The sequence below is a fragment of the uncultured Methanobrevibacter sp. genome, assembly GCF_900314615.1.
Taxonomy (GTDB): domain Archaea; phylum Methanobacteriota; class Methanobacteria; order Methanobacteriales; family Methanobacteriaceae; genus Methanocatella.
In genome coordinates this window covers 15,138-35,693 of record NZ_OMWA01000030.1, presented here as the reverse complement: position 1 = coordinate 35,693, position 20,556 = coordinate 15,138, and the positions used below count along the sequence as shown (strand labels likewise).

General features: G+C 35.6%; 16 protein-coding genes and 2 pseudogenes. 8 read left to right on the top strand and 10 right to left on the bottom strand.

What is annotated here, in order from left to right; all coding sequences use genetic code 11:
• The 5 genes and pseudogenes from QZN33_RS10190 to QZN33_RS10170 form a co-directional block, all read right to left on the bottom strand.
• Window positions 1–1,296: pseudogene (locus QZN33_RS10190) on the bottom strand (molybdopterin-dependent oxidoreductase); the annotation flags it as partial.
• Window positions 1,286–1,855: a molybdopterin dinucleotide binding domain-containing protein gene (locus QZN33_RS10185; protein ID WP_292741092.1), complete on the bottom strand. Its 570-nt coding sequence runs from the start codon at window positions 1,853–1,855 to the stop codon at window positions 1,286–1,288. The gene QZN33_RS10185 and the pseudogene QZN33_RS10190, both read right to left, overlap by 11 nt.
• 12 nt (window positions 1,856–1,867) lie before the next feature.
• The gene (locus QZN33_RS10180; protein WP_292743149.1) at window positions 1,868–2,098 is read right to left on the bottom strand and encodes a ferredoxin family protein; all 231 of its coding nucleotides are present in this window, start codon (window positions 2,096–2,098) and stop codon (window positions 1,868–1,870) included.
• Between the two features lie 8 nt (window positions 2,099–2,106).
• Window positions 2,107–3,204, bottom strand: coding sequence for a tungsten-dependent formylmethanofuran dehydrogenase subunit FwdF (gene fwdF, locus QZN33_RS10175; RefSeq protein ID WP_296792004.1), 1,098 nt, complete (start codon window positions 3,202–3,204; stop codon window positions 2,107–2,109).
• A gap of 1 nt (window position 3,205) precedes the next feature.
• Window positions 3,206–3,667, bottom strand: a complete 462-nt coding sequence (locus QZN33_RS10170; protein ID WP_292741098.1) for a 4Fe-4S binding protein — start codon at window positions 3,665–3,667, stop codon at window positions 3,206–3,208.
• Window positions 3,668–4,257: 590 nt separating this feature from the next.
• On the opposite strand from QZN33_RS10170, the gene mobB reads away from it, so the two are divergent.
• Window positions 4,258–5,295 carry a molybdopterin-guanine dinucleotide biosynthesis protein B gene (gene mobB / locus QZN33_RS10165; protein WP_296792001.1) on the top strand — a complete coding sequence of 346 codons (1,038 nt, stop codon included), beginning with the start codon at window positions 4,258–4,260 and terminating at the stop codon, window positions 5,293–5,295.
• 4 nt (window positions 5,296–5,299) lie between these two features.
• Window positions 5,300–6,232 carry a GTP 3',8-cyclase MoaA gene (moaA, locus tag QZN33_RS10160; protein WP_296791998.1) on the top strand — a complete coding sequence of 311 codons (933 nt, stop codon included), beginning with the start codon at window positions 5,300–5,302 and terminating at the stop codon, window positions 6,230–6,232.
• Here moaA and QZN33_RS10155 read toward each other — a convergent pair.
• The 4 genes and pseudogenes from QZN33_RS10155 to QZN33_RS10140 all read right to left on the bottom strand — a co-directional run bounded on the left by QZN33_RS10155 (window position 6,219) and on the right by QZN33_RS10140 (window position 11,854).
• On the bottom strand, window positions 6,219–7,481 hold the full coding sequence (locus QZN33_RS10155; protein ID WP_296791995.1) for a LicD family protein: 1,263 nt from the start codon (window positions 7,479–7,481) through the stop codon (window positions 6,219–6,221). The two genes, moaA and QZN33_RS10155, sit on opposite strands and share 14 nt — an antisense overlap.
• Before the next feature lie 138 nt (window positions 7,482–7,619).
• Window positions 7,620–8,825: a Coenzyme F420 hydrogenase/dehydrogenase, beta subunit C-terminal domain gene (locus QZN33_RS10150; RefSeq protein WP_296791991.1), complete on the bottom strand. Its 1,206-nt coding sequence runs from the start codon at window positions 8,823–8,825 to the stop codon at window positions 7,620–7,622.
• Window positions 8,826–8,938: 113 nt separating this feature from the next.
• Window positions 8,939–10,955 (bottom strand): annotated as a pseudogene (fdhF, locus tag QZN33_RS10145) (formate dehydrogenase subunit alpha); the annotation flags it as partial.
• A 92-nt stretch (window positions 10,956–11,047) separates the two neighbouring features.
• A complete protein-coding gene (locus tag QZN33_RS10140; protein ID WP_296791988.1) occupies window positions 11,048–11,854 on the bottom strand; it encodes a formate/nitrite transporter family protein in 807 nt (268 codons plus the stop codon).
• A gap of 702 nt (window positions 11,855–12,556) precedes the next feature.
• Here QZN33_RS10140 and fdhD point away from each other — a divergent pair.
• On the top strand, window positions 12,557–13,306 hold the full coding sequence (gene fdhD / locus QZN33_RS10135) for a formate dehydrogenase accessory sulfurtransferase FdhD (protein ID WP_296791985.1): 750 nt from the start codon (window positions 12,557–12,559) through the stop codon (window positions 13,304–13,306).
• A 2-nt stretch (window positions 13,307–13,308) separates the two neighbouring features.
• On the opposite strand, the gene hxlB is transcribed toward fdhD, so the two are convergent.
• Window positions 13,309–13,899 carry a 6-phospho-3-hexuloisomerase gene (gene hxlB / locus QZN33_RS10130; RefSeq protein WP_296791982.1) on the bottom strand — a complete coding sequence of 197 codons (591 nt, stop codon included), beginning with the start codon at window positions 13,897–13,899 and terminating at the stop codon, window positions 13,309–13,311.
• A 68-nt stretch (window positions 13,900–13,967) separates the two neighbouring features.
• Here hxlB and QZN33_RS10125 point away from each other — a divergent pair, with 68 nt between their 5' ends.
• The 5 genes from QZN33_RS10125 to lysS all read left to right on the top strand — a co-directional run bounded on the left by QZN33_RS10125 (window position 13,968) and on the right by lysS (window position 20,545).
• Window positions 13,968–14,834, top strand: coding sequence for a LysR family transcriptional regulator (locus QZN33_RS10125; RefSeq protein ID WP_296791980.1), 867 nt, complete (start codon window positions 13,968–13,970; stop codon window positions 14,832–14,834).
• A 162-nt stretch (window positions 14,835–14,996) separates the two neighbouring features.
• Window positions 14,997–15,911 (top strand): carbohydrate kinase family protein, encoded by a 915-nt coding sequence (locus QZN33_RS10120; RefSeq protein ID WP_296791977.1) that lies wholly within the window; start codon window positions 14,997–14,999, stop codon window positions 15,909–15,911.
• 243 nt (window positions 15,912–16,154) lie between these two features.
• Window positions 16,155–17,453: a phosphomethylpyrimidine synthase gene (gene thiC, locus QZN33_RS10115; protein WP_296791974.1), complete on the top strand. Its 1,299-nt coding sequence runs from the start codon at window positions 16,155–16,157 to the stop codon at window positions 17,451–17,453.
• Between the two features lie 224 nt (window positions 17,454–17,677).
• Window positions 17,678–18,880, top strand: a complete 1,203-nt coding sequence (locus QZN33_RS10110) for a proteasome-activating nucleotidase (RefSeq protein ID WP_296791971.1) — start codon at window positions 17,678–17,680, stop codon at window positions 18,878–18,880.
• Window positions 18,881–18,961: 81 nt separating this feature from the next.
• The gene (gene lysS, locus QZN33_RS10105) at window positions 18,962–20,545 is read left to right on the top strand and encodes a lysine--tRNA ligase (protein WP_296791968.1); all 1,584 of its coding nucleotides are present in this window, start codon (window positions 18,962–18,964) and stop codon (window positions 20,543–20,545) included.
• Window positions 20,546–20,556 lie beyond the last annotated feature (11 nt).

Below are 20,556 nucleotides of genomic sequence, written 5' to 3'. Positions count from 1 at the left end.
AGTGCGTTTGGATTTGGCACATATTTTGGAGCTACGTTTGGCTCTTCTCTGAGTTTCATTACTCTTTCTTTCAATTCACGGACAATCCATTCGTCGTCACGACAGGTTTCTGGTTTGTCGATAGCTTTCTTCATGTAGATAGGAACTCCATCCATACGATAACTGGTACCAGCACATTCTACACCAATGAATGAACCTGGCAATACAACATCAGCGAGTTCGGTTGATGGACCCCAGTGAATATCGATTTGAATAACAGGAATGTTAGCTAAGTGTTGGTTTGCTCCGTTAGGGAAGTGAGCACCTGGGTCAGCTGCAATAACCATGAAACAGTCAGGTTCTTTTCTGGTTAATAAATCGATAGTGTTGGTTTCTCCTAACATATATCTTGGGTAACCTCTACAGTAGTCAACACCGAAAGCAAATCCACATTCAAATGCCATGAAAATGTTGAATCCGTTTACGTTAAAGTGACCTCTCATTGGAGTAAGACCCCATTTACTGTATTTGTTTAAGTCTTGTACCATTTTAATAGCGATATCAATGTTTCTTTGTTTTGATAAAGTGTGGGTTAAACCTAAACCGAAGAAGAGAACACCAAATTCTGCGTTTTTCATTTCTTCTGCTAATTCGTAAATATCTTCTTTAGGAATTCCAGAAATTACGTCTTGGTATAATTCTTTTCCTCTGAGTACAGCTCTAATAGCATTGTAGAAAATCCATGGTGATAACAGTTCTGTCGAATCTTCCTCTTTGTCTGAAGTATCCACGACAGAATACAGCGTATCTTGCCATATGTCTTGGGTGAGAGTTCATAGCGTTACTTCCAGAGTAAGCAATAACATCAGCTCTGTTTTGAACTTCTCCTAAGGTTTGAATAGGGTAACCTGCGTTTTGTACAGCTTGGAGAGAAGGACCGTGACAGATAGTAGCTTGGTTATCTAATACTGCACCGATGTATTCACCTAATGCTACTCCTTCTTTCATACATTCGGTAGAGGTTTCAGACCAACCGTAGAATACAGGTCTGATGGAATTAGCAATGTATTCTGCAGCTTTGTCTAAAGCGGTATCCCAGTCTACTTCAGTAAGTTCTCCGTTTTCATCCCTAATCATTGGAACAAGTAATCTTTGATCCATATCTTCCATAATTTTACTTGCTCCTAATCTGCATGCGTGTCTTACTGCGACTACGTGATTATCTTTAACTAAGTAGTCTAAATCGTCACAGTTACAACCACAGAATGCACAGGTACAGTTTTCAACAAAATCAGTTACAGGTGGTTCATAAGTCATGGTCAATCAACTCCTCCCATTTACGTCCGTGATAAACAGGTAATTCACCTAAAGATTCCATGTTTTCAACAACATCGTCATCTTCTTCATCAACGTATTTTTTGTATACCCATCTCATTAAGTCTGCCATGAGTAATACTTTTCTGTCGGTTTTTTCGACAGTACATTTAATTCCTTTGTAAGTAGGGTCAGAACAGCAGTAAGTGTCGTGACTTACAATAGTGTTAGCCCAAGGACCTTTACAAATGAATACAGTTCCTTCGTGAGGTGCGTCTCTTGATACTGCGCAGTTTACTACAACTTCACCGAAATCGGTTTTTACAAGTACAGTATCCCAGTTGTTTACACCTAATTTTGCCATATCTCTAGGATCCATGTAACAGGTACCGGAAGCGTTTTTATATTCTTCTTTTAAAGTGGATCCTCTTTTTTTACAAGCACCTTGGTAGATGTCAGATCCGGTGTTTAACATACATTTAAGTACGTCAGTAGTTCCTTCACCAGTAATTTTTACATCAGGCACTACAGGTTTTTCTAAATAAGTATTAGCATAATGCATATAATAATCCCCCTATTCTAACCATATAGCATTTACTGGACAAAACATTTGACATGTTCCACATTCTTCACATTTTTCAGGACTGAACAGTTTGATGAATCCGTTTTCGACCATCATAATAACTTCTTCAGTCTTTGCACCATTACCACCAGCGTTTTCTGGACTGATAGCTGCATTGACAGGACATGCGATTACACAAATCCCGCATCCTAAACAATTATCTTGATTAACTTTAAGTTCCATCGAATCACCTAGTCTTTAATTGCATCTAAAGCTTCTTTCCAAGTAGTTGAGCTAATAGGTGTGTGGTCAATTTCAGTTCTTTTTACAGTAATTGCACCGTTAGGACATGCGTTTGCACATGCTTTACATTTTACACAGTAATCATTGTAAGCAATAACATGATCCATTCTTGAACCAGGACCGGAAGATACAGGGAATGCTAAAGCATTACAGCCACAGATATCTACACAAGCTCCACAAGCTTGACATTTGTCATCATCAATTTCAATAGAACCTTGGAATGGTTTTTTATGTTTTGCTGCGTCAGTAGGACATACGCCTTCACACCATCCACAGAATACACAAAGTTCTGAGTCAATGACTGAGTTTCCTTTAACAACTGCTTTGGAAGGATCTAAGTCATATTCACCGTAGTTACATGCTCTACAGATTGCTTTAATAGCGTTGGTAGGACAAGCTTTTTTACATACGAGACAGTATACACATTTGTCTTTATCAATAACAATAGATTCTGCTCCGGTTGCTTGGTCTACAACAATTGCTTCTGCAGGACATAATTCCTGACAGATTCCACAGTAGATACATTCTTCATCATCGACATTGATTTCACCGGTTACTAAGTCAGCACGGTTTGGTAAAACTCTTTCAATGACAATTGCATCACGAGGACATGCAACTTCACATTTTTTACAGTAAATACATTCGTCATCATCGATTTCTGAGAAAGCGTTGTAATGAGGATATGCTTCAATTTCTTTGATTGGTACGCCATCGATAGTTAATACTAATGCATCAACAGGACATAATCCACTGCACATACCACATAATACACATTTACTTTCGTCAATGCTTATTCTTTGAACATCAAAGTCTTCTTTGAAGTTTTGAGCAATCTTTTCGTGACCACTGAAGTATACGTCATTAAAGAGTCTGTGACGTGCATCTACAGCAATCGCATTTAATGTAATTGCTTCGACAGGACAAGTAGATTCACAAATTCCACATCCTAAACAAACGTGGTCGTTGAAAGACAAGTTTCTGACTTCTTCTGCGGACCTAGTGATGTCAAAGTTATTGTCGTTAACCTCTTTTAAATTTCTAATCATACTAAATCTCCAAAATTTTTATCGAATTAGTTGGGCATTCATCGCTACATAGCTGACAACCACAACATTGTATGGAGTCTGCATGTGCTTTTAATGATTCTAACTTAATAGCTTTCATTGTACATGCATTTACACATAAGCCGCAACCAATACAAGAATCTTCTACTATTGCTTCGAAATTTCTCTCTCGGCAAATATTCACAATTTTACGACTCTGTTCCGGTTCATCAAATATTGCTTCAGCCATTCTTAAAAAATCCCTAGGAGTTAAATCTATTATTGTTCTTGCAACATCAATAGAGTTCCAGGATAAGTTCCTACCATTCAGATAATGTGATATGGTAGACCTATCGACGTCTAACTCATCAGCAATTTCTTGGTGACTTTTACCGGCATCTTTTAATTTGACCGCAGCCAAATACTTAAGACCAGATGCAATATGTTTTGGCATTTGAACCACCATGTGTAATGATATAAAATATATTTACTTATATAAATATAGTTGCCTACTAGAATTAAATAGAAAATATTATATATTACTGTGGTAAAAGTACACATCCAAAGTTTAGAAATTATACTATAAAGAGCTTAAATCTGCAATAAAAAAAATTAAGAAGAGTATGAAACTAAACTAGTATTATTTATATGTTTAATAAAGAATAAGCATATTAAAACTTAAATTTAATGAAAAAAATAAGAAAATTAATTAAAAAATGTAATAAAAATATATAAAAAAAGTATTACAAAATCATGAAAAATTATAAAAAATTTTTAGGTTCACCTAAAATGTGTAGTAACTACACATCAAAATCTGAAAACTCTCTCAAAATTGACAAACAGACCAGATACGAAATAATTATCAGTTTTTCCTGAAACATTAAGATTGTTACAACACTCCGAAATTCACCAAAAACCGATCGATTTTCACATTTTCAAAGCGTCAGATAATGTAATAAAAATATTCCATTTAATGAAAATGTGTAGTAACTACACATGGTTATCAAAAAGATATAATTAATACAAAAACATATTAATATTACAGGGGAATATAAAATGAAAATAGTGTCTATAGTTGGTAAGAAAAATACGGGAAAAACCTCACTAACTGTAAAAGTTATAGAAGAATTAACAAAACGGGGCTATAATGTAGCTTCAATCAAGCATTCACACCATTCTATTGAAATGGACAAGGAAAATACCGATACCTGGAAACATAAACAGGCAGGAGCCAATTTGGTTGTAGGTGTTGGATCAACAACTTTTTTTAATGCAAAAAAAGAGCATGACCTAAACAGGATTCTATTCATGTTAAAGCACTTTGATGAGTATGATTTTGTAATAATTGAAGGATACAAAAAATACAATTATCCGAAAATCATCACATCCCCTGATGTAAAAGATGAATATACCATTGCTGAGATAGATTCATTCAATATTGATGAAAATGGAGTCAGTCAACTTGCTGACTTAATAGAACAAAGAGGTCATGATATAGTTGATACATTATTTGCAAATAACTGCGGATTTAACAATGGAGAAACCATTGCCCGTGAAATCAGGAAAGGAAACCTGAGTATTGATAATCTGGATGATATCAAAAGTTATTTGTCAATAGATGGAAAAGTGGTCGGCCTCAACAGATTCGTAAGTGACTTTATCAAACAAAGTATTGTCGGAGTGATAAACACACTGAATCTTGAAGACTATAACGTCAGCGAAATAGGTAAAATAGAAGTTGTAATCCCTAATGAAAACTCCCCTAAAAACCCGTCAGACGCACAATGCAGCATTCTTATCAATGGAAATGATCTTGAAATTAATGCATTTACAAAAAATATCGTTTCAAATTCAATAAAGGGAATGATAAATGCAATCAAAACTGAAGATAACGTGAAGGCAATAGATATTGAAATTACAAATATCAAGGATAAAAAACTGGAAAATGCAACAATTGACCTTAAGACAAATGGTCATGACGTTGAACTGAATGCCTTTACACAGGCCATCCTAAAGGAAACAATATTTTCTACAGTCAATTCCTTGAAAATAGATGCAGAAATTAATGAAATAAAAATTAAAGTGGAAGAATGATAACATGCTGGAAAACGTAGTTAAAGACAAATATGACAGACCGATTCTTTCACTGAGAATCACTATATCAAACAGATGCAATGAAAACTGTCTGTACTGCCATCATGACGGAATGGTTTCTTCAAAAGATGAAATGACTCCGGACGAATTATATAAGATTTGTAAAATTGCTAAAAGAATTGGAGTTAGAAAAATCAGACTTTCCGGAGGAGATCCTCTGGTGAGAAAGGATATTGTAGAAATCGTTGAAAAAATTGCAAGCCTTGACTTCCAGGACATTTCCCTTACAACAAACGGAGTACTTTTAGGAAAATATGCTGAAGATTTGAAAAAAGCGGGTCTTGACCGTGTCAACGTCAGCCTTGATACATTAAATCCCGAAACCTACAAGAAAGTTACTTCAATGGATTACCTGAAAGAAGCCAGAGCCGGTATCCTGAAGGCCGTTGAAGTCGGACTGTATCCTGTTAAAATCAACATGGTCATCATGAAGGACATTAACCAGAATGAAATAAAGGACATGTTCGAATTCTGTAAAGAGCATGGAATTATCCTTCAGCTGATTGAACTGATTGAAAGTGAAAACTGTGATGATGACAAGTTCAGTGCAAATTACCATTACCCGTTAGAAGATTTAGAAAATAAGTTGGCTGATATAGCTGACGATGTGCGAGAACGTAAGTTTATGCAGGGGCGTAAAAAATATTACTTAAACGATGGAGAAATCGAGATAGTAAGGCCTGTTGATAACTCTAAATTTTGCGCAAATTGCTCCAGATTAAGGATAACACCTGACGGAAAAATAAAACCATGTCTACTTAGAAACGATAATCTGGTTGAACTGATTAGTCATATCAGAAAAAATGAAAGTGAAGAAAAATTGGAAGAAATCTTTTTAAACGGTATCAACAACCGTGAACCGTTTAATACTGATTGAATTTTTCATTGACACTTCTTAATCTTTCGATTTCATCAACGAAAAGTTGATGCAAATCAACATCTTTTTTCATTAAAGTATGGATTCTTGTATGAATCTTGATGTTTCTTGGCATTTTCATGAAATCCTCACCATAGGACATTTCCAGATAAGTCCTATCTTCTTTTGCAGCCAGGAAATAATGCTCGCCGAATTGGAAATTCTGCAGAGGGAACATTTCTTCAGTTTTATATATCCTGATTCTGCCGGGACGCAGATTGATGGATGAAGGAATAATGTATTCATCTTCATGGTCAACAATACCTACAATCTCATTGAGCTTTTTATTGGCTTCGATAGGATTTGTTTTGAAATATTCCTTTTCGAGAAATTCCTTTTGAGTAATTTCAATTTGATCAGATATTTTTTGTTTTAACTCCTGTTTTTCAAGGTTTTCATCATTTTTCAGATATTCATAAGGAAGTATATCAACAGCTGCCAGCATGTTCGGCAGTTCTGGACTTTGAGATATTAGCTGAATGAAACCAGTTACGGTATTATCATATTTTTTCATGTCTTTGATAAAGAGATATCCTTCTAAATCATTTTCCTTAATCTCTTTTTTAGTAACTTCCATCAATTTATCAAAGTTATGCTTCAGCATTCCCAAATCGAAATCATCATCCCACGGCAAAAATCCTCCATGGCGGACAGGCCCTAGAAGACTTCCGTAATCAAGCCAGTATTCTATATCATATTTTTTGCAGATATTGTCTAAAAAGATCATTATCTCAAGGCATAAATCCTGCATATCCTTTAGGGCACCTTTAGGAGTAGTTTCATGGAAAATATACAAATCATTGAACAGCTGATTATAGGAGTCAAGTGCCTTATTCTGATTTCTGACAATTCTTTTAAGACGCTTGATTTCCTTGGCATTTTCCTTATCCATCGGTTTGACCGGATATCTTCCTTCCCTTTTACCGTGAAGAACATAATGAACTAAAGGATTTTCTCCGGATTTTTTAACATCAGGATTGTTTTTTAAATAATAGTTATTGTCAAAATGCTTTCCAGGGCGCCTTCCTTCCTTATATCCGTGGTAGAGATAGTGCTGAAGAGGGCTTCCTTTTGCATCCCTGACATCAGGATTGTTTTTTAAATAAAAATTTTCATCAAATAAATCTAACTGGTTAATTTTTTTTGAAGCCTTATACATTTTATAGGCTTTTTTAAGATTTCCCTTTTCTTTTAAAATATAAAATAACATTTTTTTCACTTATTATTTGTATAATAATAATTTTTTGTTATTTATATTTAAAAATTGTTATGTGAAAAAAAGTTTTTTAATGAAAATAGGGCGAAATTTAATAAAAAAAAGAAAAAAAGTGGAAATAAGGAAAAATCCTTATAACCATTTAGCTTTGGATACGTGGTCAGTAAATGGAAGTGGGTCGTCACTGCCCATACCTGGGATGTATCCGTAGATTTCTCTAACTTTGTTGTTTACAGTACTCCATACTTTAGCTACAGGGATTTCACATGGACATACTTCGGAACATTGACCACAGTTGGTACATGCGTCAACCATGTGTACTAAACGTGTTAAGTGGAAGAATGGAGCAGCAGGAGTGTATCCACCAGGTACCCATTCAGGACCTTCAGCTTCGAGACAGCAGTCTTCACAGAAACATAATGGACATGCTTCACGACAACCGTAACATTTCATACATTTGGAGAATTCGTCTTCGTATTGGTAGAATACATCGATGATGTCTCCAGTAGTACCTGCGTAATCGATTTCTTTTTTAGCTTGAGATTCTTTTAACATGAAGTTGTTAATGTTTTCTCTGATTTTGATACCTTTTTCGATAGGTTCTTCGGTAGCAATTAAACCTGCGTCAATTACTTTACCTAAAACATCTGCACCAGTTTCAGTGAATACTTCAACAAAAGTAGCTTTTCCTGCTAAAGGACCGATAACTCCCCAGTTACCTAAAGCTAAGTCAGCGTTGGAAGGGATTTTAAGATTACATCTTTGACAGTTTTCTCTTCTACCCATACCTTGTTCTTCTAACTCATCGATTTTGAAAGCTTTTTCGCCGTCAGCAGTTTCCATAATGAGTTTACCTTTAGCGATTTCTTCTTTGATAACGTCTTTAGGATCTAAATCGTATACATCTCTAATCATGTTCATGGTTGGAACAGGTGACATAGTTCCACCACAGTTAACACCGATCATAATAACGTTATCTTCGATGATTTTTCCTTTTTTCATTAATTCTCTGATGGTCATTGCATCACATGGTTTACATGCGACTGCTAATTTCATGTATCTTGCACCATCTAAGTATTTGGATACAAATTTAGCAATGTTTAAAGTACCACAGTGAATGGAACCTGCAGTTTTAATTACATCAGCAGGGTCAGTAATGAGAGTTGGTACACCATCGTAAATATCGTGACCTTGAGTTACACCAACTACACCGTCAACAATACCTTCTTCTAATAAGTATTTCATGATGGTAGTTACTACTCCTCCGTACTCTCCTTTTTCTTTGATGTCTTCAATAGCAGAGTATGCGTAGTACATATCATTAATTTTTGCGCTCATTTAAATCTACTCCCTATTTATTTACCTACTTTTACAGTGGTAGTTGCCATGTTTTCAGCTTTAATTTCTGTGTCAGTACCTTCTTTGTAGACTTCTCCTTTCATTTCAACAACTTCTGGGAGTTTTTCTACTTGGATAGCACAAGCTTTTAATTCGACCATTTTGGATTTAGGGTCGAAAGAATCGGAGTTAGTTAATACATTTGCAGCACATTCTACAAAGTGCATTGGAATGTTTACAATACCTTCTCTGATGTCGTCAGTTACACGAGCAGGAATTGCGATTTCTCCTCTTCTAGAGAATGCTTTTACAACTTCACCGTTTAAAATTCCTCTTGCTTCAGCATCTTTAGTGTTGATTTCGATGAATCCAGTTTTTACCTCATTGTTTAAGGTTTCACATCTTCTGGTCATTGCTGCGTGGTAGTGGAACAATATCCTTGTAGTGGTTAATAATAATGGGTATTCTTCATCTACAGTTTCAACAGGTCCTTTGTGTTCTAATGCTTGGAAGACACCTAAACCATCAGGGTGTGCGAATTTTACTTTGTGCATTAATGGTTGACATGGGTCGTCTTCGGAAGGACAAGGCCAGTGAAGTGCTTCAGGAGTGTCTAATCTTTCACGGTTCATACCTGCCATGATAGGAGCACATTCTCTGATTTCATCAAAGATTTCTTCAGCAGATTCGTAGTGGAATAATTCTCTTGGAACGCCCATTCTAACTGCGATTTCTTCCATGATTTTCCAATCTACCCATGCGCCTTCAGGAGGTTCTTGTGCTTTGTGTAAGCATTGTACTCTTCTTTCACCACTGGTGAAGGTACCTTCTTGTTCACCCCAACCTGCTGCAGGTAATACAACATCAGCACATTGTGCGGTATCAGTTAAGAAACATTCTTGAACAACTAACATTTCTAAGTTAGCGAGTGCTTCTTTTGTGTGTTGTACATCTGCATCAGAGAGAACTGGGTCTTCCCCGTGGATGTATAATACTTTTAAGTCACCAGCGTGAGCAGCATTCATCATTTCTACTAAGGTTAAACCAGGAGTGGTTGGTAAGTTTACTTCTAACTTTTCTGTAACCTACGTAATCGGAAGGTAATGCACCCATATCACAAGCACCTTGTACGTTGTTTTGTCCTCTTAATGGGTTTACACCAGTACCTTCTCTACCAATGTTACCGGTTAACATTGCAAGGTTTGCAGTGGACATAACGTTGTCAGCACCGTGGGAGTGTTCGGTAATACCTAATGAGTATACGATAGCTGCTTTGTCAGCAGATGCGTAATCAATAGCTAAGTGTTCGATTACTTCAGGTTTGATTCCAGTAATTTCGGAAGCTACATCTAAAGTGTATTTTTGTACGGTTTCTTTCATTTCTTCGAAACCTTTGGTTCTGTAGTGGATGAATTCTTCATCTTGTAAGCCTCTGTCAATGATTACTTTAATCATTGCGTTCATTAAAGCTACGTCAGTACCAGTTTCGAATTGTACGTATTCATCTGCAATTTTAGCAGTAGGAGTGAATCTTGGGTCTAATACAACTAATTTAGCACCGTTTTGTTTTGCTTGGATTAATTTACGTCCGAACAATGGGTGTGCTTCCATGTTGTTGGAACCAATACAGAAGATGTAGTCTGCTTCTTTGATACTGTCAAATCCGTTGGTCATAGCACCTGATCCGAAAGTGTTAGCTAAACCTGCTACAGTAGGACCGTGACAGATACGTGCACAGTGGTCTACGTTTTGGGTACCACAAGCTACTCTTGCTAATTTCTGAGTAATGTAAATGTTTTCGTTAGGAGAACGAGCACATGCATAGAATCCAACTTTGTTTGGATCTTCGTCGGACACTTCTTTGAGTTTGTTAGCAACTAAGTCTAATGCTTCATCCCAAGAAGCTTCTCTGAATTCACCATTTTCTTTTATTAAAGGAGTAGTTAATCTGTCTTCCCTATTAATAAACTGATATCCAAAGTTACCTTTTGGACATACTTTACCCTCATTTACAGGGTGTCTTTTTAAAGGTTCTACACCAACAATTTTTCCGTCTTTTACAACGAAATTGAGTCCGCAACCTGTACCACAGTATGGACAAATTGTTGGAACATATTTAATTTCAACCATTTTATAATCTCCAAAATATATTTTTAATTTAATGAATATAAGAAAAAGAAGCTTTTAAAAAAGCTTCTTTAGTTTTTTTGTTTCTATCTTACTTATTCTTTAAGATAAGTGTACCAGTAGATACATGCAACGAAAATTGCACCACCGATAATGTTACCGATTGTTACTGGAATTAAGTTGTTTACGATGATAGTACTCCAAGTTACGCCTTTAGCACCTAAGAACATACCTAATGGTATGAAGAACATGTTTGCAACACTGTGCTCAAATCCGATGGTAACGAAAGCCATGATTGGGAACCAAATACCGACGATTTTACCGATAATATCATCAGATGCGTTAGCTAACCATACAGCTAAACATACAAGCCAGTTACAACCAATAGCCTTAATAACAGCTGTTGCGAATGGCATTGTTACTTTACCTTCTGCTACGGCAATTGCTTTTGCAGAAATAGCATAAGCTGGTGCGGTTGCGTCAGTAGGGGTAATTCCGCCCATGAAAGCGAGAACGTATGCTACGAATAAAGCACCGATGAAGTTGAAAATCCAACTTAATACCCAGTTTTTAGCGAGACCGCCTACAGAAGCGGAACCGTCTAAAACACCTATAGTCATAAACATGACGTTTCCGGTGAATAGTTCAGATCCTGCGAGAACAACAATGATCAAACCAACAGGGAACACTGCACCGAATACAAATTTTTCTAGCCCGACTGGTGCACCTGCTTTAAGCATACCTGCACTAGCCACTACAGCTAATAAACCACCAAATGCAATATAAGCTCCTGCTAAGAAGGAGAGTAATATTACATTTACAATACCTGCAGAGTTTTTAGCGCCAGCAGTAGCAGAAATTGCTTTTGCTGTGTCTACAGGACTTTTAAAAGATGAACTCATATTATCAACCTCTTATTCCCTTTTTTTAAATTTTAAATAATACTATGGAAATCCCATAAATAAGATTAATTCAAAGTATTATGATAATATGTTTGACTTTTATATATAAAAAGGCTTTGTTATATGAATCTAAAAGAAATATTTAAATAGGAGAATGGAGTTATATATATTTGTAATAATTAATCATTATAAATATTTTTTCATATCGAAAATTTTCTATTTTTAAAAAAATAAATAAATTTAACAGCAATATTCAAATTTAAAAAGTTCTCATTTGATTATAATAGAATTTAATAATCATCCATTTTCTTTTTAAAATAAAATAAGATTATAAATGATAAGCAAAATTACGAAATAAATATATTTTCATATCGATAAATGGCAATTTTAGATTCGTTCGTTAGTAAAAAAACAAAAATTCTGTATTAAGTTTAAACTTTTTAGTTAACCTAAATTTTTAATATACTATATTCTTTAGTAAAATCACCTTAAAATATCGAAGATTATCAAAAAAAAATTACATAAATAATCATTTGTAATGAATAAAACAAAATTAAAATTTCAACTTTTACCGTTATACCCCATACATACAATTCAAAAAAAATTATGAAAAAATAGCAAATTTACCTTTAAATCTACATTAACTCATGGCAAAATTTAAAAAAATACACTTATATAATTATTATTAAATGAGGAATTAACATGAAAGTTGAAAAGATTGATGCAATAAAATATAAAAACGGAAAAACAGAAAACGTGGAAGAAAAAGTAGTACTTGATGAAACAGTCACATTAACAATAAACAACGACATTAGTCGTAGCTTATCTGCAATTGAAGATTCCCTTGAAGAGTTTGCAGTAGGATATCTTTTCAACGAGAATATGGTAAAATCAATGGATGATATCAAAAAGATTGAAGTAGACGGAAATCAGATTAAAGCTGAAATAGATGATACACTCTTAAAAACAAACGAAACTGTATTGTGTTCCGATTCTGCAGGAGGATGGAGAAGCAAAATCAAACATGTCAATCCTGTTGAATCTGACTTTCAGGTTCATGTCAGCGAACTGATCGACAGAATCGAAGAGCTGAAAAACAACGCTGAAATCTGGCAGGCTACAGGTGGAACACACGTTGCAGGAATTGTCTTTGAAGATCAGTTCATTGTAAAAGAAGATGTCAGCCGTCATGTGGCAGTCGATAAAGTAATCGGATATGGTATTTTGCACGGCTTTGACCTGTCCAAGTGCTATGTAATCTACAGCGGAAGAATGCCTGCAGACATGGTTATAAAAATGACCAGAGCAGGAGTTCCTATCTTGGCATCAAATGCTGCACCTGCAAACTCCGGATATAACATTGCAAAAAAAGGAAATATTACATTAGTCGGATTCTTAAGAGGCCAACGCTGTAATATATATAATAATCAGAACAGAGTAATTTTTGACTAAAATTACTCTAAAACAGTATGTCTAGCTTTTAAATCACTTTCAGTCTGTTGCATTTTTTCCATAAGTTCAGATACAACAGCATCCAAAAACACCAAAGTGGTTAATTCAAATGCAGTACCTAATGGAGTTAATGAAGTATAATTACCATGGATTTGACGTTTCATATAATTTTCATCGTCAACTTCCTGTTTGGTTCTTCCTTTAACAAAAAGATAACCGTCAGCCAATTGACCAAGACTGGATTCAGGATAAGAAGTAACAGCCAGTACTTTAGCGCCTCTTGATTTAGCAATATTTGCAGCAGAAACAATAGTATTGGTTTCCCCAGAACCTGAAATAGCTATAATACAATCATCTTCATAAATAGCCGGAGAAATTGTTTCACCGACAACATAAGCACTTATTCCCAAATGCATCAGTCTCATTGCAAATGCTTTAGCCGCAAGCCCTGATCTACCAGCACCAGTTACAAAAACATTTTTAGAACCTATAATAACATTTTCAAACTCATCTACAGTTTTTTCGTCAAGATATTCCACTGCATTTTCAATATTTTCTAAAATTGCGCTAATTGAATCCTTCATTATTTCCATTGTATCTAAATCCCAAAATAGTTAAAACAATATAGTTTATATTATGAATCCAACTTTATATATAATTAATGAAATTCCAAAGTCAAGGATTAATAAGCTTGAATATAAATGGTGATATTTACGATTATAAGTTATATCAAAGCTTAGAATCATTATCCAGAACAAGGTCACAGAGAAAATCCGCTAAAGAATTAAATATATCCCATACTGTTTTTAATAGAAGAATACTTAAAGCGGAAGACAAATTAGGTTTTAAAATTACGCAAAAAGTTGGTAACGGTACAATCCTTACACGAGAAGGTCTTGATCTGCTTGAGGAATTTCAGAAATATATTGTGAAAATTGAAAAGACCAACAATTTAAATATTGCCGGAGGACACATCAGTACAGGACTTCTGGAAAGCATAAAACACCCTTTCAACACCAATATTTACAGCAGTTCTGATAAAGATGCATTTGAACTTGCAAAAAGAGGGGCCGTTGACATTTTAACATTGGATGATCCTTTGATTGCTTATGAAAGAGATATTGACTTTACACCGATAGCCTACGATTATCTGGTCTTGATATCAAGTCCGGAGTGTGAAGAAATCAAAAACATCAGCGATTTAAATGACCTGAATTTCGTCAACGTTACAGGTTCCGCACAGCGTCTTGCATGGACCACACTCAGGCATTATGATATAAACTATAACATCAGATTCAAAGTGAATTCCCAGTTTGATGCATTCAAAATGGTTAGAAATTCTAAAAACCTGCACTGCTTTTTGAATGCCAGTTATTTCAAAGGAAATGATATTTTAAAATTCGATACACGCCACGTTATCAGTTTGGTTAAAGTAAACGAAGATAAAAGCGAAGTAGATGAATTCATAGATTTCCTGTTGAATGACGGCCAGGAAGATATCAAAAATCAGGGCTTTACACCAATCTAGAATATTACTTTTCAAATGCTCTCGGCAAAATTAGAATTATATAATATATTAATATATAACTGTAGTGACTTTGTGTAATTTCACAGATGTGATTTTGTGATTTTCAAAAGATTAAATAATGATAAAACACAATATAAAATTGAAATACAAAAAGGCGATATTATGGTAAAAAACAGAGATTTATTAGCAATTGGCCACTCTGCTCATGATTACATTATTAGAGTGCCTGAATTTCCAAAAGCGAATTTTTCAGCTCCAATTACAAATATGAAAACCTTTAATGGTGGTGCAGCAGCGAATGTTGCGTGTGTTGGTGCAAACCTCGGATTAAAAACATCTTTAGTTTCCGCAGTTGGTGGCGACTTTAAAAAAACCGAATACTTTGAACACATGCAAAACTTAGGCATTGACACTGATTCATTAATTATCGTTCCTGGTGAAGCTACACCTACCGCATTTGTCCTCACCGATGACAATGACGACCAAATCAGCTATTTCTACTGGGGAGCTGCCCGTGAATTTGCAGAAAGCAAAGTTCCAACAGGTGCAATTAAAAATGCTGAAGCAGTCCATTTAGCAACAGGAGATCCTGACTTCAACTGGAAATGTTCCCAGGAAGCTAAAAATGAAGATTTGCTTGTTTCATTTGACCCAGGACAGGACCTTGGAATGTACGATACCAAAAAATTAATTGACGTGCTGGAAAACACAACCATTCTTTTTGGAAATCATCATGAAATCGAAAGAATCCTTGACGCTTTGGAACTTGATTTGGACGGACTCAGACAGTTAGGACCAAAAATCATTGTTAAAACCTGCGGAGCACAGGGAAGTGAAATTTACTCAAATGAAGATAAAATCACAATCGAAGCTATCAAAACCGAAGCTGTTGACCCAACAGGTGCCGGTGATTCATACAGAGCAGGATTTTTATCAAGATTCCTCAATGGAGAATCATTAGAAGAATCTGCTAAGTTCGCATCAGCAGTATCTTCATTCATTATCGAACAGCAAGGATGTCAGACCAACATGCCTAGTTTCGATGACGCATTTGAAAGGATGAATGAGTTTTACTGATTCCTTTCCTTTTTTTAATTTTTTTAAAGTAAACTTTATTTATATCAACACGGCTTTAATTTTGTTATAAGAACTTAAAAATCACTATTTTTAAAAAAAAATTTACATATATCAATAAAGTTTGAATTAACATAAATCCAATTAATTTAAATACTATTAAATAAAAATAACACATTATCAATCTATGATGAGAACATAGTAAAATTATTTTGACTGTTTAATCTAATAATTGAGGATGAGAATATGACACAAATTAGCGATGCAAAAAAAGGCATTTTAACTGATGAAATGAAACACGTCGCAAAAATAGAAGGTGTTTCAGAAGAATTCATTTTAAATTCAGTAGCAAAAGGTACAATAGTAATTCCTGGAAACGTTCACAGAGACATCGATGCAGCAGGTATCGGTGCAGGACTTAGAACCAAAGTAAACGCAACTGTCGGTACATCAACCGATATCGTTAACTTTGACGAAGAAGTCGAAAAAGCACAAATTGCAATTGACAACGGTGCAGACTGTTTAATGGAATTAAGTATCGGCGGAGACTTAGATGTAATCAGAAGAAGAGTATTGGATATGTCTCCACTTCCAGTAGGATCCGTACCGGTTTATCAGGCAGCTATTGAAAGTATCAGAGAACACGGTTCAGTAGTTGACATGGATGAAGATGACCTCTTCAATGCTATCGAAAAACAGGCAAAAGATGGTATTGACTTTATGGCAATCCACAGTAGTATCAACATCGAAACCTTGACCAGACTTAAAAGACAAGGCCGTGTAACCGGACTCGTATCCCGTGGAGGATCATTCATGTCCGGATGGATTGTTGAAAATGAAAAAGAAAACCCATTATACGAAAACTTCGATTATGTTTTAGAAATAGCTAAAGAACATGACGTAGTACTTTCCCTTGCAAACGGTATGAGAGCAGGGTCCATTGCTGATTCAACCGACAGGGCACAAATACAAGAATTAATCATTTTAGGTGAATTAATCGACAGGTCACGTGAAGCTGGAGTACAATGTATGATTGAAGGACCAGGACACATTCCAATCAACGAAATCCCAACAAACGTAATGATTCAAAAGAAAATGTGTTCCAACGCACCTTTCTACATGTTAGGACCTATTGTATGTGATGTAGCACCAGGTTACGACCACATCGTATCTGCAATTGGTGCAGCATCTTCCGCAAAAGCCGGAGCTGACTTCATCTGTTACGTAACTCCTGCAGAACACTTAGCTCTTCCAAACCCTGATGATGTAAGAGAAGGTGTAATAGCTACCAAAATCGGAGCTTATGCTGGAGACTTAGCAACTGGTCAAATTGACGGTTCACAAGATTTAGCTATGGCTGAAGCAAGAAAAAGACTTGACTGGGAAGCACAATACGAATGCGCAATGTTCCCTAATGCTGCACGTGCAAAAAGAGATCAAAGACCTCCTGAAGAAGAGGACACCTGTACCATGTGCGGTAACTACTGTGCAGTAAAAATCGTTAACGAATGGTTAGACCAGTCCGATTCTGACCTAATCAAATAGATAGATTCCTATCTATTTTAACTTCTTTTTTTATTTTAAATCTTAATTTAATTGACTCTTTTTTACATTAACATTAACGTTTTGAAAATTCAATCTTATTTTTTAATTGGGATATATATCCCCTAGTTGAAATGAAATGAAAACTGCAAATAGCTGACGTTAATGTAAATATTATATTACTTTAAAAAACATAACTTTAACCACATAACATTTGGAATGATTTTATGGAGTCTACTAATGAAACCTCAAAGGAACAACTTATTGAAACAATTGAATCACTGAAGGAAGAGAATGAAAAAACCAAAGATGAACTTATGCAAAAGGTCAGAGCCCTTGAGGGAGAACAGCTGAAAAGCAATGTCAGCAACCGCCAGCTTGAAGGCAAAATCAAAGAACTTAAAGGTGAAATAAAGTCATTCAAGAAAACTCCACTAATCCTTGCAACAGTAACAGAAGTATTCGATGACAAACAGGTCGGAATCCAGGGAAACGTTGGCCATGAGTTTCTAGTAAACTACCCCGGTTCAATCAATAAGGATTTATTAGAACCTGGAGCAAGAGTGGCACTGAACCAGACCAATTTGACTGTCGTTAACGTATTTCCAAAAAAGAAGGACAAAAACATCACTGCAATGGAAATTGAAGAGAGACCCAATGTAACTTACGATGATATCGGAGGGCTCAAATACCAGATAGTAGAGCTGAGAGAAACCGTTGAGCTTCCAATTAAACATCCTGAAATATTTGAAGAAATAGGAATAGACCCGCCAAAAGGAATTCTTCTCTACGGACCTCCCGGAACAGGTAAGACTCTCCTTGCAAAGGCAGTGGCAAATGAAACAAATGCAAGATTCATAAAACTTGTAGCTTCAGAATTCGTAAACAAATACCTCGGAGAGGGTTCCAGATACGTCAGGGAAGTGTTTGAACTTGCACGTGAAAAGACACCGGCAATAATTTTTATCGACGAAATAGACGCAATCGGAACAAAAAGAATGGGAGAGACAAGCGGTGCCGACAGGGAAGTTCAAAGAACACTTATGCAGCTTTTAGCTGAACTTGACGGATTCGATTCAAGGGGAGACGTTGGAATAATCGGTGCAACAAACCGTCCGGACATTTTAGATGACGCTCTTTTAAGGCCGGGCAGATTTGACAGAACCATAGAAGTCCCAAATCCTACAAAAAACGGAAGAAAGCACATCCTTGAAATCCATACCGAAAGAATGAAAATAGAAGATGATATAGACTTTGACAAAATCTCAGAAATAACAGACGGATTTTCAGGAGCTGATTTGAAAGCAGTATGTACCGAAGCAGGAATGTTTGCAATCAGAAACAACCGAAAAATTGTAATAACAAAAGATTTCCTTGATGCAATCGACAAAATTATTGATTCGGCAAAAGTAAGTTTGCAACTAAAATAATCTTTTTATATTAATAACTACAAAGATTAATTAGTATAACTTATTTTAATGATAATTATTTTATTTTATTGGTGAATTTAGATGACACATTGGATAGAAAACATAGCTGATGAATTAAGCAAAATGGATGTAGAAGAACATGTCATCGCAAGCGGAACCTCAATTTCAGGTTCAATACACATTGGAAACTCTTGCGATATTTTTATAGCTAACGGAATTGGAAAGAAATTAAGAGAAAAAGGAAAAAAAGCTAAAACCATATGGATTGCAGATGATCACGACCCTTTAAGAAAAGTTCCATATCCATTGCCTGAAGACTATGACAAATACTTAGGAATGCCATACTCAACCATTCCTTGTCCTGACGGATGCTGTGCTAACTTTGTAGAACATTTTGAAAAACCTTTACTCTCCGTAATGGATGATTACGGAATAGAAATGGAACATAAATCCGGTTTTGAAATGTATCAGTCAGGCGTTTATAACGATTACATAAGAACCGCATTTGAAAATGTTGAAAGAATCAAAGAAATCTTCAATGAATACAGAAGAGAACCTTTAGCAGATGACTGGCTGCCATATAATCCGATTTGTGAAGAATGTGGAAGAGTAAATACTACACAGGCTTACGATTTTGACGGAGACATTGTAAAATACAGATGTGAATGCGGCCATGAAGGTGAAATGGACATCAAATCCGGAAACGGTAAACTTACATGGAGAGTGGAATGGGCAGCAAGATGGAAAATCTTTGGAACCACCTGCGAACCGTTCGGTAAAGACCACGCTGCAAGCGGAGGATCATACGATGTAAGTAGCGTCATTTCCGAAGAAATATTTGACTATCCTGCACCTTATCCAGTACCATACGAATGGATTACCCTTGACGGAGAAGCAATGAGTAAATCCCACGGAGTATTCTTTGCTCCTGAAGAATGGCTGAAAATCGGACCTGCTGAAAGTCTCCATTATTATCTGTTCAGATCAAAACCTATGAAAGCAAAAGATTTCTCACCAAAAATGCCTTTCTTAGACTTTATCGACCAGTTTGATACTGTTGAAAAAGTATTCTACGGAGAAGAGGAAGCACCATCTGAAAAAGAAGGAAGAAAATTCAGGGAAATCTATGAAATAGTTCAGATGCATCCTGATGCACCTTTACCATTCAGACCACCTTTCAGATTCCTCGTTAACGCTTATCAGATTGCAGGAGATGACCTTGAAAAAATATTCGATATTCTTAAAAGGAACTCCCAACTGACCAAAAGCTTTAAAGACAAAGAATTTGGAGACTTAACTGAAACTGAATTGGCTCAATACAGAGAAAGAGTTGACAACGTTATTTACTGGTTGGAAAATTATGCACCTAAATTTGTAAAATTCCAAGTGCAAACTAAAAAAGTGCCAAAATTACCATTAACTGACGAACAAACCCAATTCTTGAAAGGTTTGGCTGATTTAATGGAATCAAAAGAATTTACAGATGCTGCAGAATTGCATGATGCAATGTATGGAGTCCTAGAAGAACAAGGATTAAAACCACAAAAAGGTTTCCAAGCTATCTACAAAATGATTCTAGGTCAAAAACAAGGTCCAAGAGCTGCTTCATTCCTTTTAAGCTTGGACAAAGACTTTGTTGTGAAAAGATTAAGACAGGAAGCTTAATCTTTTAAATT